This is a genomic window from Enterobacter sp. 61D5 (genome assembly GCF_034107965.1).
Lineage (GTDB): Bacteria > Pseudomonadota > Gammaproteobacteria > Enterobacterales > Enterobacteriaceae > Enterobacter > Enterobacter cloacae_M.
Window position 1 is genome coordinate 322,218 of record NZ_JAWNFK010000014.1, and the last position, 15,114, is coordinate 337,331.

12 protein-coding genes are annotated in these 15,114 nt (G+C 58.7%); 10 read left to right on the top strand and 2 right to left on the bottom strand.

Going from position 1 to position 15,114, the window contains the following annotated elements:
* Window positions 1-8: 8 nt before the first annotated feature.
* Window positions 9-1,205, bottom strand: coding sequence for an enterochelin esterase (fes, locus tag UTM25_RS16655; RefSeq protein WP_194399794.1), 1,197 nt, complete (start codon window positions 1,203-1,205; stop codon window positions 9-11).
* A gap of 146 nt (window positions 1,206-1,351) precedes the next feature.
* Between fes and UTM25_RS16660 the strand changes: the two genes are divergently transcribed.
* Both UTM25_RS16660 and entD read left to right on the top strand, forming a co-directional pair.
* Window positions 1,352-3,592 (top strand): TonB-dependent siderophore receptor, encoded by a 2,241-nt coding sequence (locus UTM25_RS16660; RefSeq protein ID WP_194399793.1) that lies wholly within the window; start codon window positions 1,352-1,354, stop codon window positions 3,590-3,592.
* An 82-nt stretch (window positions 3,593-3,674) separates the two neighbouring features.
* Window positions 3,675-4,331, top strand: coding sequence for an enterobactin synthase subunit EntD (gene entD, locus UTM25_RS16665; protein WP_194399792.1), 657 nt, complete (start codon window positions 3,675-3,677; stop codon window positions 4,329-4,331).
* 114 nt (window positions 4,332-4,445) lie between these two features.
* On the opposite strand, the gene betT is transcribed toward entD, so the two are convergent.
* Entirely contained in the window at window positions 4,446-6,479 is a 2,034-nt protein-coding gene (gene betT / locus UTM25_RS16670; RefSeq protein WP_163330501.1) for a choline BCCT transporter BetT, read from the bottom strand.
* Between the two features lie 128 nt (window positions 6,480-6,607).
* Between betT and betI the strand changes: the two genes are divergently transcribed.
* The 8 genes from betI (at window position 6,608) to UTM25_RS16710 (ending at window position 15,107) form a co-directional block, all read left to right on the top strand.
* Entirely contained in the window at window positions 6,608-7,195 is a 588-nt protein-coding gene (betI, locus tag UTM25_RS16675) for a transcriptional regulator BetI (RefSeq protein ID WP_032662864.1), read from the top strand.
* A 13-nt stretch (window positions 7,196-7,208) separates the two neighbouring features.
* Window positions 7,209-8,681, top strand: a complete 1,473-nt coding sequence (gene betB / locus UTM25_RS16680; RefSeq protein WP_194399791.1) for a betaine-aldehyde dehydrogenase — start codon at window positions 7,209-7,211, stop codon at window positions 8,679-8,681.
* Window positions 8,682-8,694: 13 nt separating this feature from the next.
* A complete protein-coding gene (gene betA, locus UTM25_RS16685) occupies window positions 8,695-10,359 on the top strand; it encodes a choline dehydrogenase (protein ID WP_194399790.1) in 1,665 nt (554 codons plus the stop codon).
* A 143-nt stretch (window positions 10,360-10,502) separates the two neighbouring features.
* Window positions 10,503-11,066 carry a fasciclin domain-containing protein gene (locus tag UTM25_RS16690; RefSeq protein ID WP_194399789.1) on the top strand — a complete coding sequence of 188 codons (564 nt, stop codon included), beginning with the start codon at window positions 10,503-10,505 and terminating at the stop codon, window positions 11,064-11,066.
* A 43-nt stretch (window positions 11,067-11,109) separates the two neighbouring features.
* Window positions 11,110-11,664: an RNA polymerase sigma factor gene (locus UTM25_RS16695; protein WP_194399788.1), complete on the top strand. Its 555-nt coding sequence runs from the start codon at window positions 11,110-11,112 to the stop codon at window positions 11,662-11,664.
* Window positions 11,661-12,308: an anti-sigma factor domain-containing protein gene (locus tag UTM25_RS16700; RefSeq protein WP_194400087.1), complete on the top strand. Its 648-nt coding sequence runs from the start codon at window positions 11,661-11,663 to the stop codon at window positions 12,306-12,308. Before UTM25_RS16695 ends, UTM25_RS16700 begins: the two co-directional genes overlap by 4 nt.
* Before the next feature lie 330 nt (window positions 12,309-12,638).
* The gene (locus tag UTM25_RS16705) at window positions 12,639-13,379 is read left to right on the top strand and encodes an SDR family oxidoreductase (RefSeq protein ID WP_033144879.1); all 741 of its coding nucleotides are present in this window, start codon (window positions 12,639-12,641) and stop codon (window positions 13,377-13,379) included.
* Between the two features lie 33 nt (window positions 13,380-13,412).
* Window positions 13,413-15,107, top strand: a complete 1,695-nt coding sequence (locus tag UTM25_RS16710) for a thiamine pyrophosphate-binding protein (protein ID WP_194399787.1) — start codon at window positions 13,413-13,415, stop codon at window positions 15,105-15,107.
* Window positions 15,108-15,114 lie beyond the last annotated feature (7 nt).

Sequence of the window (15,114 nt, forward strand, 5' to 3'; positions counted from 1 at the left end):
AGACTCCGTTATTGAATGAGCGGCTGCCAGAGGGTCATCAGCCCCTGCGTCAGCCCACCGCGCCAGCAAAGCGCATCGTGTCCGCCGTCAACCTGACGCCAGGTAACCTGCTGCGCGGGTAGTTCGGCATAAATCGCCTGATTGGCATTGAAAATCAGCGGCTCGTTGCGCCCGGCCTCGAGGACGATACGCAGCCCGCTCGCGGCCAGCTCACCGGCTCTGAGCTGTTCGATGAGGTGCCCTTCCTGCTGCCCGCCGCGGTGCGGCCACCAGTACGAGCCGGACTGGCTCAGCACGCAGCCAAACCGCTGCGGCCAGTTGAGGCCAGCATAAAGCGCAGAGAGGCCGCCAAAGCTCTGGCCCGCCACCACGGTACGATCGGCGCGGTCGCTGAAGGGCGCGAGATGTTTTACAAGAGGGAGAAGCTCTTCCTGTACCGCCAGCCAGAAATCGGGATTACAGGGCAATTCGCGGCTGCGGTGTTCCATGTCGATCGCATCGATCAATACATATACCGCAGAGGGCAGTTTGCACCCGTTGGTGAGCGACGCCAGCGCAGGCCAGACGGGCATACTTTCGGCCCAGAACTGCCCGTCGAGCAGCACCGCCAGCGGGCGTTCGGGGCAGTCGTCCCCGGGGGTAAAAATCCACACGCGCCGACGGTTGTTGAGACGCTCGCTGTTCCACTCAATGCAGACCGGCTGTTGATACGGCGTATCGGGGCGGTCCCAGCCGGGCTGAACGGGCGCGTCCGGCATCTCCAGCGCCGAAACGGCATGACCGCGCCCGCCGCGCCAGCTCTGCGGATTCAGCGGGTCGGACACCGCGTGCGGCAGCAGCTTGCGCCAGCCTTCGCGCAGCGCCATGCGGTCCGGCAGTTCGCCTTCAAACACGGTATCGGCAAAATCGTTTTCATTTTCAGAAGGGATAAAACAGTAGCTCCCGCGCCACTCGGGGCTGAATTCGCCCTGCCACTGCCAGACGTTGGTATCCGGGATGCGCTCGAGGGACTGCGGGCGAGCATTTTGATGGTGATCGGTCACGCCGGTAACGTAGAGCCAGACGCGTTTGACCGATGAGGTTTTCTGCGTTCCTGCCGGATCCCGCCACCAGAAGGTGACGCGACACTTCTCCTTCTGACGTTCCCATTCAGGTCCGTTTTTCGACCGCCACCACGCTTCACTTCCGGTTGTTAACGTCGTCACCCTTATAACCCCATGTTTCACAGTCTTTTTTGTTTCAGAGCAAATTTTATTGATAATATTATTGATAACTATTTGCATTTGCAATAGCGTAATGCCCGCGCTGTGGGAAGCGCGCTCATTAAATAACCATAAAAGCGGGACGTACAATGAATAAGAAGATTCACTCTCTGGCCTTGCTGGTCAATTTAGGGATTTATGGTGTCGCGCTGCCCGCCGTGGCAGACGACAACACCGCCTCTGCGCAGCACGAAGACACCATGGTGATCACCGCCGCCGAGCAGAATTTACAGGCGCCGGGCGTGTCGACCATCACCGCCGACGAGATCCGCAAAAATCCGCCCGCGCGCGACGTGGCGGAAATCATCCGCACCATGCCCGGCGTTAACCTCACCGGGAACTCCACCAGCGGCCAGCGCGGAAACAACCGTCAGATTGACATTCGCGGGATGGGACCGGAAAACACGCTGATCCTGATCGACGGCAAGCCGGTCACCAGCCGCAACTCTATTCGTCTGGGCTGGCGCGGCGAGCGAGACACCCGCGGCGATACCGGCTGGGTGCCGCCGGAGATGATCGAGCGCATCGAAGTGATCCGTGGTCCGGCAGCCGCGCGCTACGGCAACGGTGCGGCTGGCGGCGTGGTGAACATCATCACCAAAAAATTCGACGACCAGTGGCACGGCTCCTGGAACACCTACCTGAACGCGCCAGAACATAAGGACGAAGGTTCCACCAGGCGCACCAACTTCAGCCTGAGCGGCCCCCTGGGCGGCGACTTCAGCTTCCGCATGTTCGGTAACCTCGATAAAACCCAGGCCGACGCGTGGGATATCAACCAGGGCCACCAGTCCGATCGTACCGGTGCCTACGCCAACACCTTGCCGGCTGGCCGTGAGGGCGTGGAAAACAAGGACATCAACGGCGTGGTGCGCTGGGACTTCGCGCCCATGCAGTCCCTGGAGTTTGAGGCGGGCTACAGCCGCCAGAACAACCTCTACGCGGGCGACACGCAGAACACCAACAACGACAGCGCGCTGGTGAAGAAGAATTACGGCAAAGAGACTAACCGTATCTACCGCCAGAACTTCGCGGTGACCTGGAACGGCGGCTGGGATAACGGCATCACCACCAGCAGCTGGGCACAGTACGAACACACCCGCAACTCCCGCCTGGGCGAAGGTCTGGCGGGCGGTACGGAAGGCTTGTTCAACAGCAATAAATTCACCGACACCGACCTGGCCGACGTGATGCTGCACAGCGAGATCAACCTGCCGATTGATTTCCTCGTTAACCAGAACCTGACGCTCGGCACCGAGTGGAACCAGCAGCGCATGAAGGACTCGACCTCCTTCACCCAAACCCAGCAGGGCGGCACCATTCCGGGCATGAGCAATGACCGCAGCCCGTACACGTCGGCAGAGATTTTCTCTCTGTTCGCCGAAAACAACATGGAGCTGACCGACAGCACCATGCTGACCCCTGCCCTGCGCTTCGACCACCACACCATCGTCGGCAACAACTGGAGCCCGTCACTTAACCTGTCGCAGGGTCTGGGGGATGACTTCACGCTGAAGATGGGGATCGCCCGCGCCTATAAAGCGCCGAGCCTGTACCAGACCAACCCGAACTACCTGCTCTACAGCAAAGGCCAGGGCTGCTACGCCAGCTCGGACGGCGTGGGCTGCTACATGATGGGCAACGACGATCTGAAAGCCGAAACCAGCATCAATAAAGAGATTGGTCTGGAGTGGAAACGTGACGGCTGGCTGGCTGGCGTGACCTGGTTCCGCAACGACTATCGCGACAAGATTGAAGCGGGCTACGCGCCGATTGGCCACACCTCTTCCGGTAAAGTGCAGACGGATATCTACCAGTGGGAAAACGTTCCGAAAGCGGTCGTCGAAGGGCTGGAAGGCTCCCTGAACGTGCCGGTCAGCGACACGATCAACTGGACCAACAACATCACCTACATGCTGCAGAGCAAGAACAAGGAGACCGGCGACCGTCTGTCAATTATTCCTGAGTACACGCTGAACTCGACCCTGAGCTGGCAGGTTCATCAGGACGTGTCGCTCCAGTCGACCTTTACCTGGTACGGCAAGCAGCAGCCGAAGAAGTACAACTACAAAGGTCAGCCGGTGACCGGGTCTGAGAAAGACGAAGTCAGCCCGTACAGCATCGTTGGCCTGAGCGCGACCTGGGACATGACCAAAAACGTTAGTCTGACCGGCGGCGTGGACAACGTCTTCGACAAACGCCAGTGGCGCGCGGGGAATGCCCAGACGACCGGAAATTCCACCACCGGTGCATATATGTACGGTGCGGGAGCGTATACGTATAATGAGCCGGGCCGTACCTGGTACATGAGCGTGAATACGCGCTTCTGATAAAGGCAACAACGCCTCCCTCTCCCTGTGGGAGAGGGCTGGGGTGAGGGCATCAGGCCGCACAATTCAAGAGGGGAAAACCATGCACACCACCCACAGCACATTTTCTCTCGCTAACCACACCGTTCACCACGTCACCTTCGACCCAAACACCTTCACCGACGCCGATCTCCTCTGGCTCCCCCACCACGCCGAGCTTTCAAACGCCGGGCGCAAACGCAAAGCCGAGCATCTGGCAGGCCGCATCGCCGCCGCACATGCGCTCGGTGCGATAAATGAACGCGCGATCCCCGGCATAGGCCCCAGCGGCGAACCGCTCTGGCCGGAAGGCGTCTCAGGGAGCATCACCCACAGCGGCACGCAGGCGATGGCGGTTGTCGTCCGTCACCTAGATGCGCTCGTAGGTATTGATTGCGAAGCCATTCTTCCAGACCACGAAGCCCGCGAAATCCAGGACGGCATTATTGATGCGCAGGAGGCGATGTGCCTGACGCACTCGGGCTATCCTTTCGCGCTGGCGCTGACGCTGGCTTTTAGTGCCAAAGAGAGTTTGTTTAAAGCCCTCTTTCCGAAGGTAAAAATTTACATGGGGTTTGAGTGTGCGAGAGTCACAGAGTTAACGGAAAAAACAATCACGCTGGCGCTTTCGCACCCGGCTGGAGACTATCCTGAGGATAAACGCTTCACCCTCGTCTGGCAGAATAATGATGGGAACGTGTTTACGTTGCTAAAAGCCTGATGGCGCTGCGCTTATCAGGTCTACGGTAAACCGGTTTTGTAGACCGGGTAAGGTATCGCCGCCACCCGGCTTGAGGGCGACGGCGATACCTTTATAGGTTATTCAGCGCAAATCTCAAACATCCGGGAACATCACGCTATTCCCCGGCGCTTCCCTGTGCAGATGGATAAAGTTCAGGTGCCGTTCATACTGGTCCAGAATGTCCGTAATCACCTGCTCCTTGCTGTAGTCCATCAAATCATTCCCCTGGCTCCCTTCCAGCAGGAAGGTCTCAAGCCGGTAGTAGGTTGATTTCCCGCTGCGCGCCCGGTAGGTAAACCCGGGTACCGAATACTGCTGCGGCCAGATCTGATAAACAAAGTTCTGCTCGTCGCCCATGTGCACCAGCAGATCCAGGTGCCCCAGGTTCTCGCCCTCCTCCGGCGGCAGGTTTTTCAGCTCCACGTAAGCCCCACGCAGCTTCAGCTCCTGCGCGACCTCTTCCATCGCCGGGAAGCAGACCGTCTCCATCATCTGTTTGGTGTAGCGCGTGCCCGGGTAGTTCATTAGGCGCGAGAGGCGTTTCTTCCAGCTCAGCCTGTCCTGCGCGCCCATCGGACGCGGCGCGGTGTCGCGGCTGGCGCTGACGCGGCGGTAGTCTTCCACCTTGAGGGATTTATACAGCCCGGCCATCACGAAGAAGATGACGAAGCTGAACGGCAGGCCCATGATCACCGTGGTGTTCTGCAGCGCCGAAATGCCGTTGGTCATCAGCATGCCGAGCGTCAGCAGGCCGATGGCGACTGACCAGAAGATGCGCAGCCAGTTCGGCGCATCGCTGTTGATATCTTTGAGCTTCGAGGTGAAGTTACCCAGCACCAGCGCGCCGGAATCCGCCGAGGTGACGTAGAACAGCAGGCCGGTGATGGTCGCCACGGAGGCGCTAAAGGTAAACGCCGGGTACTGCGCCAGCAGGCTGTAGAAGCCGCGCTCCGGGTGCGCCATCGCTTCCTGCGCGAAGGTTGCATTGCCGTGGATGATCTCGTGCAGCGCGCTGTTGCCGAAAATCGACAGCCACAGCAGGGTAAAGGTGAACGGGATAATCAGCGTGCCCATCACAAACTGGCGGATGGTGCGGCCACGCGAAATACGCGCCAGGAACAGGCCGACAAACGGCGACCACGCGACCCACCACGCCCAGAAGAACAGCGTCCAGTTGTTCATCCACTCCACCGGACGGTCAAAGGCGAAGCTGTTCAGCGTCATGCCCATAAAGCGGTTCACGTAGTCGCCTACGTTGAGCACTAAGGCATTGAGCAGGAACGAGGTATCGCCCATAAACAGCACGAACAGGATCAGGCCCAGCGCCAGCGCCACGTTCAGCTCGGAGAGCACGCGGATGCCTTTATCGACGCCCGACGTCACCGAGATGGTGGCGATAATGACGGAGAGCGCAATCAGCGCCGCTTTGGCCGCCATCGAATCCGGGATATCAAACAGCACGCTCAGCCCGTAGTTGAGCTGCACCACGCCAATCCCGAGCGTCGTCGCGATACCAAAGATGGTGCCGATCACCGCCGCAATGTCGACGCTGTGGCCAATCGGGCCGTTAATCTTTTTACCGAAGATCGGGTACAGCGCGGAGCGGATGGTGAGAGGTAAATTATAACGATAGCTAAAGTATCCGAGCGCCATGCCCATCAGGGCGTACATCGACCAGCCCGTCAGGCCGTAGTGGAACAGCGTCCAGACCATCGCCTGGCGCGCGGCCTCCATCGTCTGCCCTGCCCCTTCCGGCGGCTGCATATACTGCGTAACCGGTTCCGCCACGGAGAAGAACATCAGGTCGATGCCGATGCCCGCGGCAAACAGCATCGCGGCCCAGCTCAGCAGGCTGAACTCGGGCTTCGACTGCTCAGGCCCGAGCTTCACCGAGCCGAAGCGCGAGCAGGCAATGCAGACCACGAAGACGATATAGAGCGTCGCGGCCAGCAGATAGTACCAGCCGAAGGTCTTCGACACCCAGTTCAGGGTGCGCCCAATCCACTCGGCAGAAAAATCACGAAAGAAGATGGTCGTCAGGGAAAACAACAAAATCAGCCCGGCGGAAGTATAAAAAACGACCGGGTTGATTTTGTCTTTTTCTCTGTCTTGTGAAAGGTCTGTCATCCAGTATCCCCACTGTTTTTGTAACTATTGAAATCCAAATCCGCAACAATTAAGACACATTTTATATTGAACGTCCAATCAAAAACCGCTTTAATGTATTACCAACGCTGATGAATGGAGTGGCAAAAATGCCCAAAGTGGGGATGCAGCCGATCCGGCGCAGGCAGCTTATCGACGCCACGCTGGAAGCAATAAATGAAGTGGGAATGCATGACGCGACGATCGCGCAGATCGCCCGTCGGGCGGGCGTTTCCACGGGGATCATCAGTCACTACTTCAAAGACAAAAACGGTCTGCTGGAAGCGACCATGCGCGACATCACCGGCCAGCTGCGCGACGCGGTTTTGAGCCGCTTACGCGCCCTGCCGGACGGCAGCGCGGAGCAGCGCCTGCAGGCAATTGTCGGCGGCAATTTTGATGAAACCCAGACCAGCGGAGCGGCAATGAAGGCCTGGCTGGCCTTCTGGGCGAGCAGCATGCACCAGCCGATGCTCTACCGTCTGCAGCAGGTGAGCAGCCGTCGCCTGCTGTCAAACCTGGTGTACGAGTTCCGCCGTGAGCTGCCGCGCGAACAGGCCGAAGAGGCGGGCTACGGCCTGGCGGCGCTGATCGACGGGCTGTGGCTGCGCGCCGCGCTGAGCGGCAAGCCGCTGGATAAAACCCTGGCGCAGTCGCTCACCAGCCACTTCATCAGCCAGCATTTACCGACCGAATAACCGAGGAGAATTTATGTCCCGAATGGCAGAACAGCAGCTTTATATCAATGGTGGTTATACCTCCGCCACCAGCGGTCGCACCTTCGAGACCATCAACCCGGCCAACGGTGAAGTTCTGGCGAGCGTACAGGCCGCCGGACGCCAAGACGTGGACCGCGCCGTCGAAAGCGCAAAACGCGGACAAAAAATATGGGCGGCGATGGCCGCCATGGAGCGCTCGCGCGTTCTGCGTCGCGCCGTCGATATCCTGCGCGAGCGCAATGATGAGCTGGCGAAGCTGGAAACCCTCGATACCGGTAAAGCGTTTTCTGAAACCTCAACCGTCGATATCGTCACCGGCGCGGACGTGCTGGAGTACTACTCGGGGCTGATCCCGGCGCTGGAAGGCAGCCAGATCCCGCTGCGTGAGACCTCGTTCGTCTACACCCGCCGCGAGCCGCTGGGCGTAGTGGCGGGTATCGGCGCGTGGAACTACCCGATCCAGATCGCCCTGTGGAAATCCGCCCCGGCGCTGGCGGCGGGCAACGCAATGATCTTCAAGCCGAGCGAAGTGACGCCGCTCACCGCCCTGAAGCTCGCAGAAATCTACACCGAAGCGGGCCTGCCGGACGGCGTGTTTAACGTCCTGCCGGGCGTGGGCGCGGAGACCGGCCAGTACCTGACCGAGCATCCGGGCATCGCGAAAGTCTCCTTCACCGGCGGCGTCGCCAGCGGCAAAAAGGTGATGGCCAACTCGGCGGCCTCGTCCCTGAAAGAGGTGACGATGGAGCTGGGCGGTAAATCCCCGCTGATTATTTTCGACGACGCCGATCTGGATCTCGCGGCAGACATAGCCATGATGGCGAACTTCTTCAGCTCCGGCCAGGTGTGCACCAACGGCACCCGCGTGTTTGTACCCGCGAAATTCAAGGCCGCGTTTGAGCAGAAAATTGCCGAGCGCGTGGGCCGCATCCGCGCGGGCGATCTGTTCGACGAACGCACCAACTTCGGCCCGATGGTCAGCTTCCCGCACCGCGACAGCGTGCTGCGCTACATCGCCAAAGGCAAAGAGGAAGGCGCGCGCGTGCTGTGCGGCGGCGACGCGCTGAAGGGCGAAGGCTTCGACAACGGCGCGTGGGTTGCCCCGACCGTGTTCACCGACTGCACCGACGAGATGACCATCGTGCGCGAAGAGATCTTCGGCCCGGTGATGTCCATCCTCACCTATGAAAGCGAAGAAGAAGCGATCCGCCGCGCCAACGACACCGACTACGGTCTGGCGGCGGGCATCGTCACTGCCGACCTGAACCGCGCGCACGGCGCCATTCATCAGCTCGAAGCGGGCATCTGCTGGATCAACACCTGGGGTGAATCCGCCGCAGAAATGCCGGTCGGCGGCTACAAACACTCCGGCATTGGCCGCGAGAACGGCGTGATGACGCTACAGAGCTACACCCAGGTGAAGTCCATCCAGGTTGAGATGGGTAAATTCCAGTCCATATTTTAACCGGGAGGTTTATTTGCAATTTGACTACATCATTATCGGGGCCGGCTCTGCCGGCAACGTACTGGCAACGCGACTGACTGAAGATCCGAATACCACCGTCCTGCTGCTTGAAGCGGGCGGGCCGGACTACCGCTTTGACTTCCGCACCCAGATGCCCGCCGCGCTGGCGTTTCCGCTGCAGGGCAAGCGCTACAACTGGGCGTATGAAACCGAGCCAGAGCCTTACATGAACAACCGCCGCATGGAGTGCGGACGCGGCAAAGGGCTGGGCGGCTCGTCGCTGATCAACGGCATGTGCTACATCCGCGGTAACGCGATGGATCTCGACAACTGGGCCAAAGAATCTGGCCTTGAGCACTGGAGCTACCTCAACTGCCTGCCCTACTACCGCAAGGCGGAGACGCGCGACGTGGGGCCGAACGACTATCACGGCGGCGACGGTCCGGTGAGCGTCACCACCTCGAAACCGGGCGTGAACCCGCTGTTTGAGGCGATGGTGGAGGCGGGCGTGCAGGCGGGCTACCCGCGCACCGACGATCTCAACGGCTATCAGCAGGAAGGCTTCGGCCCGATGGACCGCACGGTCACGCCGCAGGGCCGACGCGCCAGCACCGCGCGCGGCTATCTGGACCAGGCTAAAAAGCGCCCGAACCTGACCATCCGCACCCACGCCATGACCGATCATATTATTTTTGACGGCAAGCGCGCGGCGGGCGTCGAGTGGCTGGAGGGCGAAAGCACCATCCCGTCCAGAGCGACGGCGAATAAAGAGGTACTGCTGTGTGCAGGCGCGATTGCCTCCCCGCAGATCCTGCAGCGCTCCGGCGTGGGCAGCGCGGAGCTGCTGAAGCAGTTCGATATCCCGCTGGTGCACGACCTGCCCGGCGTGGGCGAAAACCTGCAGGATCACCTGGAGATGTACCTCCAGTACGAATGCAAAGAGCCGGTCTCCCTCTACCCTGCCCTGCAGTGGTGGAACCAGCCGAAGATTGGCGCCGAGTGGCTGTTTGGCGGCACCGGCGTGGGCGCGAGCAACCACTTCGAAGCGGGCGGTTTTATCCGCAGCCGTGAAGAGTTCGAATGGCCGAACATTCAGTACCACTTCCTGCCGGTAGCGATTAACTACAACGGCTCGAACGCGGTTAAAGAGCACGGCTTCCAGTGCCACGTTGGCTCCATGCGCTCCCCGAGCCGCGGCCACGTGCGCATCAAGTCCCGCGATCCGCATCAGCATCCGGCGATCCTGTTCAACTATATGTCTCACGAGCAGGACTGGCAGGAGTTCCGCGACGCTATCCGCATCACCCGCGAGATCATGCACCAGCCCGCGCTGGACAAATATCGCGGTCGCGAAATCAGCCCGGGTATCGAATGCCAGACCGACGAACAGCTCGACGAGTTCGTGCGTAACCACGCCGAAACCGCCTTCCACCCGTGCGGCACCTGTAAGATGGGCTATGACGAGATGGCGGTGGTCGACGGCGAAGGCCGCGTTCACGGGCTGGAAGGGCTGCGCGTGGTGGATGCGTCAATCATGCCGCAGATCATCACCGGCAACCTGAACGCCACCACTATTATGATTGGCGAAAAAATTGCCGACGCGATCCGCGGGCGCGAGCCGCTGGCGAAGAGCACGGCGGCGTATTATGTGGCGAACGGGGCGCCGGTAAGACGCTAAGCCATTTCCCCTCTCCCCGCCGGGGAGAGGGAATTCACTCCCCCGCCCAAAATTTATTTTCATTTGCCTGCATCCAGTTTCTCCCCTGCCCTCGTATGTGAGTATGTGAGCAACGCCTTTGCTCCTTAATCCGAGGATAAATGATGAAAAAGCTACTCAGTGTTGCATTCGTATCCAGCGCTTTACTCTTCTGTGCAGGCGCATCAGCGGCCATGACGTCTGGCTCCGTGATGGTGGGCGGAGCGGAAATGTTCCCGAGCAAAAACATTGTTGAAAACGCCGTGAACTCAAAAGATCACACCACGCTGGTGGCGGCGGTTAAAGCGGCCGGGCTGGTGGATACGCTACAGAGTAAAGGGCCCTTCACCGTCTTTGCGCCCACCGATGCGGCGTTTGCGAAATTGCCTGCCGGCACGGTCGAGAACCTGGTCAAACCCGAAAACAAAGCCACGCTCACCAGCATCCTGACCTATCACGTGGTCGCCGGTAATTACGATATGAAAGCGCTGGAGCAGAAAATTAAACAGGGCGGCGGCCACGCGGAGCTGAAAACCGTTAACGGTCAACCGCTGTGGATCATGAGTAACGGCCCGCACAATATTCAGCTCAAGGATGGTAAAGGTAACGTGGCGAACATCAGCACCTATGACGTCCATCAGAAAAATGGCGTGATCGATGTGATTGATACCGTCCTGATGCCTAAGTAGTTGTCTATACTTCGGAAGTGTGACGTTGCCTTCCGGGAAAAACATGGATAACGCGCTGGCTCAACAGCAGTTGAAATTAATGCAGGCGATCGCTAACGGCGATCGCCGCGCATTTGAACAACTTTACCGACTCACATCGCCTCACCTGTTTGCCGTCGCGCTGCGCATGCTTCATCATCGCGCCTGGGCAGAAGAGATCCTTCACGACTGTTTTGTCACCGTCTGGAGTAAAGCCGAAACCTATAACGCCGCCCTGAGCTCTCCGATGACCTGGCTTACGCATATTGTTCGCAACCGCTGTATTGACTGGCTGCGCAGCGGGCAAACCCGGGCTGCCGCCCGCGAGGAGTCGTATTCGGAAGATATTCTGCTGAGCGAAAGCGATGAGCAAAACAACTGGCACGACGACGCGCAGGCAGCACGGCTCAGGCATTGTCTGGATCATCTGAGTCACGAACAGCGTCAGAGCATTACGCTCGCCTACTATCAGGGCATGTCCCACAGCGAAATTGCCGACTGGCTTCAGCAGCCCGTGGGCTCGGTAAAAAGCTGGATCCGCCGCGCGATGGATCATCTTCGGGAGTGCGTGGGCCTATGAACGACAGCGAAAAACGCGATGACATGCTGGCTGCGGAGTATGCCCTCGGTACCCTGCGCGGAGGGGCGCGGCTTCAGTTCCAGAAAAGACTTGCCGCTGAGCCCGGTCTGGCCGCCCGCGTGGCGTACTGGCAGGAGACGTTCAGCACGCTCGACAGTCATCTCGCGCCCGTGAACCCATCCGAGACGGTGTGGAAGAGGATCATCCTCGATCTGCCGCCGAAAAAGCCTTTGCGCCAAAGCCGGTCCTATCTCGGCTGGATGGTCGCGGCCGGCCTCGCCGCCGTTACCGTCGTGACCTGGTATTCCACCCGAACGCCGGAACTCGCACCGCTGATGGTGCTCAACGATGTCCAACAGCACGGGCAATGGATCGTCAGTGCGGACAGCCGCCGCCAGTATCTGAGCATCACCCCTCTCAGACCGAACGCTGTCGCGGCGCAAAACAGCCTGCAGCTTTGGCTTATTCCTGCCGGTAAGGCCCCGATATCCCTTGGGCTGCTGCAAAATGATATACCGACTGATGTTGCCCTCAGGAACAACACCCTTACCCCTGACGCGATGATAGCCATAAGCCTTGAACCTAAAGGGGGATCACCCACCGGTCAACCCACCGGCCCCGTGCTGTACAGCGGCAAGATTTAATCCTCCGGCCTTGTTCGCAGGGCCGCGAGCATCTTAATCTGCCTTCCCCGGATTTACGCCCGCGTGATAAGAAAAGAGAGATTTTTCAATACTCAATCCTGTACATAATATTGGCTGTTACATATAAGAATTAAATATTAGCACCGCAATGAATTTTATTATTTGAAACTTTATTGACACTCTCCCTGTAACTCCATTAAGTTTAAATCGAATGCTATTTAATTCGATATATACAATATATTTCTAAAAAGGGGTAAAGAATTCGTCATCATTCTTTAATCCTTCTCTGCATTTTATTTTTTTTGAATCACACAACAGTGAGATAAGATTATGAATAATAGTGCAAACAAAGTTGTTGTTATCACCGGTGCCAGCAGCGGTATTGGTGAGGCCATTGCCCTTCATCTGGCAAATAAACCTTTTTCTCTGGTGCTGGTTGCCCGTCGTCTGGAGAGAATTAACGCCCTGGTGGATCGCATTATTCAGCAGGGCGGCCAGGCGATTGCCGTGAAGGCGGACGTGACCCGACAGGAGGAGGTTCAGCGCGCGATTGACGCTGCCGTTGCCGCATACCAGCGCGTCGACGTGCTGATCAACAACGCGGGCTTTATGGCGATTGCCCCCCTCAGCGAGCTGAAAACCGACGAGTGGGACCGGATGATTGATACCAATATCAAAGGCGTGCTGTACGGGATCGCAGCGGCATTCCCGGTATTCCAGCGTCAGGGGAGCGGACACTTTATTAACGTGGCCTCCGTGGCGGGTATCAAGGTCCTTGCCCCCGGCGGCGTGGTGTACAGCGCCACGAAATTCGCCGTCCGCGCCCTGAGTGAAGGCTTACGTCAGGAAGCGGGGAAAACCGTTCGGACTACCCTTATTTCACCCGGCGCCGTTGAAAGCGAGCTGCAGTTTGGCAGCTCTGATGCCCCGAGCAAACAGTTCCTGCATGAATTTTATAAGCAGGCTATTCCGGCAGAGTCGATTGCCAGAGCCGTCTTATTTGCTATCGAACAGCCTGGCGACGTTGATGTAAATGAAATAATTGTCCGTCCTACGCAGGAAGAATTTTAGCATGAGTTAAATAACGCTGAATGAGGTGTCATTATGATTAAATCATTAACGTCCATATCAGATTTAAATATGCGATCGGGTGCCGATATTCTCCTTGATGTGCTGGAGAGTGAAGGTGTGGAATATATTTTTGGCAACCCCGGCACCACCGAACTCCCGCTCATTGATGCCCTTCTTCGCCATGAAAATATTCACTATATTCTGGCACTCCAGGAGAGCAGCGTGGTCGCCATTGCCGACGGCTACGCGAAAGCCTCCGGCAAGACCGGTTTTATCAATTTGCATACCGCCAGCGGTCTTGGGCACGGCATGGGGAATCTCATTAATTCGCGGATCATGAAAACGCCGCTGGTTGTCACCGTCGGGCAGCAGGATACCCGGCACTATGTGCGCGACCCGCTTCTGTACGATGACATTGTCTCCATTGGATCGCCGGTGGTGAAATGGGCGCAGGAGGTCACCAGCGCAGATCAGCTCCCGGTTCTTGTGCGCCGGGCCTTTCATGCCGCCAGCTATCCTCCCGCGGGTCCGGTGCTGCTATCCCTGCCAATGAACGTGATGGAAGAGCTGAGCGACGCCGGGATACAAACGGCCTCTAAAGTGAACTACCACACCGTGGCGGGTTCGCTGGACGAACTGGCGCAGGCGCTAAGCATAGTCACCCCCGGCAGGATCATGATTGTGGCGGGCGATGAGGTGCACTCCAGCGGCTCGACGCAGGAGATTGTCCAGCTGGCGGAAGCGCTCGGCGCCCACGTCTACGGCTCCTCCTGGCCGCTGAATTTGCCTTTTCCCACCCAGCACGCGCTCTGGCGGGGCAATATGCCCACCACCGCCAGCGAAATCGCCAGCATCATCAACGCCTACGATGCCGTATTTATCATCGGCGGCAGAAGCCTGATTACCATTTTGTACAGCGAAGGCGAGGCCATTCCGGAAACCTGTGCGGTGTATCAGCTCTCGGCGGATATGAACGAACTTGGCCGCACGTATGCCACCCGCCTCTCGGTGATGGGGGATATAAAACTCTCCCTGAAGGAACTGTTGCCGAAGCTTGAGCAGCGCCGGGTGGCAAGCAAATTGACGCATCAGCGGCTGCTCAAAGCGGCACGCGCTGAACGTGAAAAAGAGTGGCAACTGCAGGAAGAGCGTCTGGCAGCCGAGCGGCTGCGCCCGGCGATTTCGCCGATGGTCGCGGCCTACGAGGTGATAAAGTCCGTTCCGCCTGGCACCACGATTGTCGACGAAGCGATTGCAACGGCCAGACACGTTCGCCGGTTTATCTCCGACCAGCAGCACCCGCGCTACTACTTTATGCGCGGCGGTGGTCTGGGCTGGGGAATGCCTGCAGCAGTAGGTCACTCGCTGGGGCTGGGGCGCGAGCCGGTTGTGTGTCTGGTTGGCGACGGCGCCTCCCTGTACTCGCCGCAGGCGCTCTGGACGGCGGCACACGAAAATCTGCCCGTCACCTTTATCGTGATGAATAACCTGGAGTACAACATCCTGAAAAACTTCATGAAAGGACAGCCGGGCTACAGTTCGACAAAGCTGGGTCGCTTTATCGGGATGGATCTGATTAACCCGCAAATTGATTTCCAGTCGCTGGGCACCGCGATGGGTATCCGCTGCTGTCGGGTGACCCAGGCCGCGGATATCGCCTCGGCGGTGACGCAGGGGCTACAGTCCGGAAAAACGAATTTGATCGAAATTGCCATTTCCGCAGATTGATCGACCG

Bases quoted from the DNA above. Each gene is read 5' to 3' on its own strand.
- UTM25_RS16710 (WP_194399787.1), top strand. From the start codon at position 13,413: ATGATTAAATCATTAACGTCCATATCAGATTTAAATATGCGATCGGGT.
- UTM25_RS16705 (WP_033144879.1), top strand. From the start codon at position 12,639: ATGAATAATAGTGCAAACAAAGTTGTTGTTATCACCGGTGCCAGCAGC.
- UTM25_RS16660 (WP_194399793.1), top strand. From the start codon at position 1,352: ATGAATAAGAAGATTCACTCTCTGGCCTTGCTGGTCAATTTAGGGATT.
- UTM25_RS16700 (WP_194400087.1), top strand. From the start codon at position 11,661: ATGAACGACAGCGAAAAACGCGATGACATGCTGGCTGCGGAGTATGCC.
- betB (WP_194399791.1), top strand. From the start codon at position 7,209: ATGTCCCGAATGGCAGAACAGCAGCTTTATATCAATGGTGGTTATACC.
- entD (WP_194399792.1), top strand. From the start codon at position 3,675: ATGCACACCACCCACAGCACATTTTCTCTCGCTAACCACACCGTTCAC.
- betT (WP_163330501.1), bottom strand. From the start codon at position 6,479: ATGACAGACCTTTCACAAGACAGAGAAAAAGACAAAATCAACCCGGTC.
- UTM25_RS16690 (WP_194399789.1), top strand. From the start codon at position 10,503: ATGAAAAAGCTACTCAGTGTTGCATTCGTATCCAGCGCTTTACTCTTC.
- betI (WP_032662864.1), top strand. From the start codon at position 6,608: ATGCCCAAAGTGGGGATGCAGCCGATCCGGCGCAGGCAGCTTATCGAC.
- UTM25_RS16695 (WP_194399788.1), top strand. From the start codon at position 11,110: ATGGATAACGCGCTGGCTCAACAGCAGTTGAAATTAATGCAGGCGATC.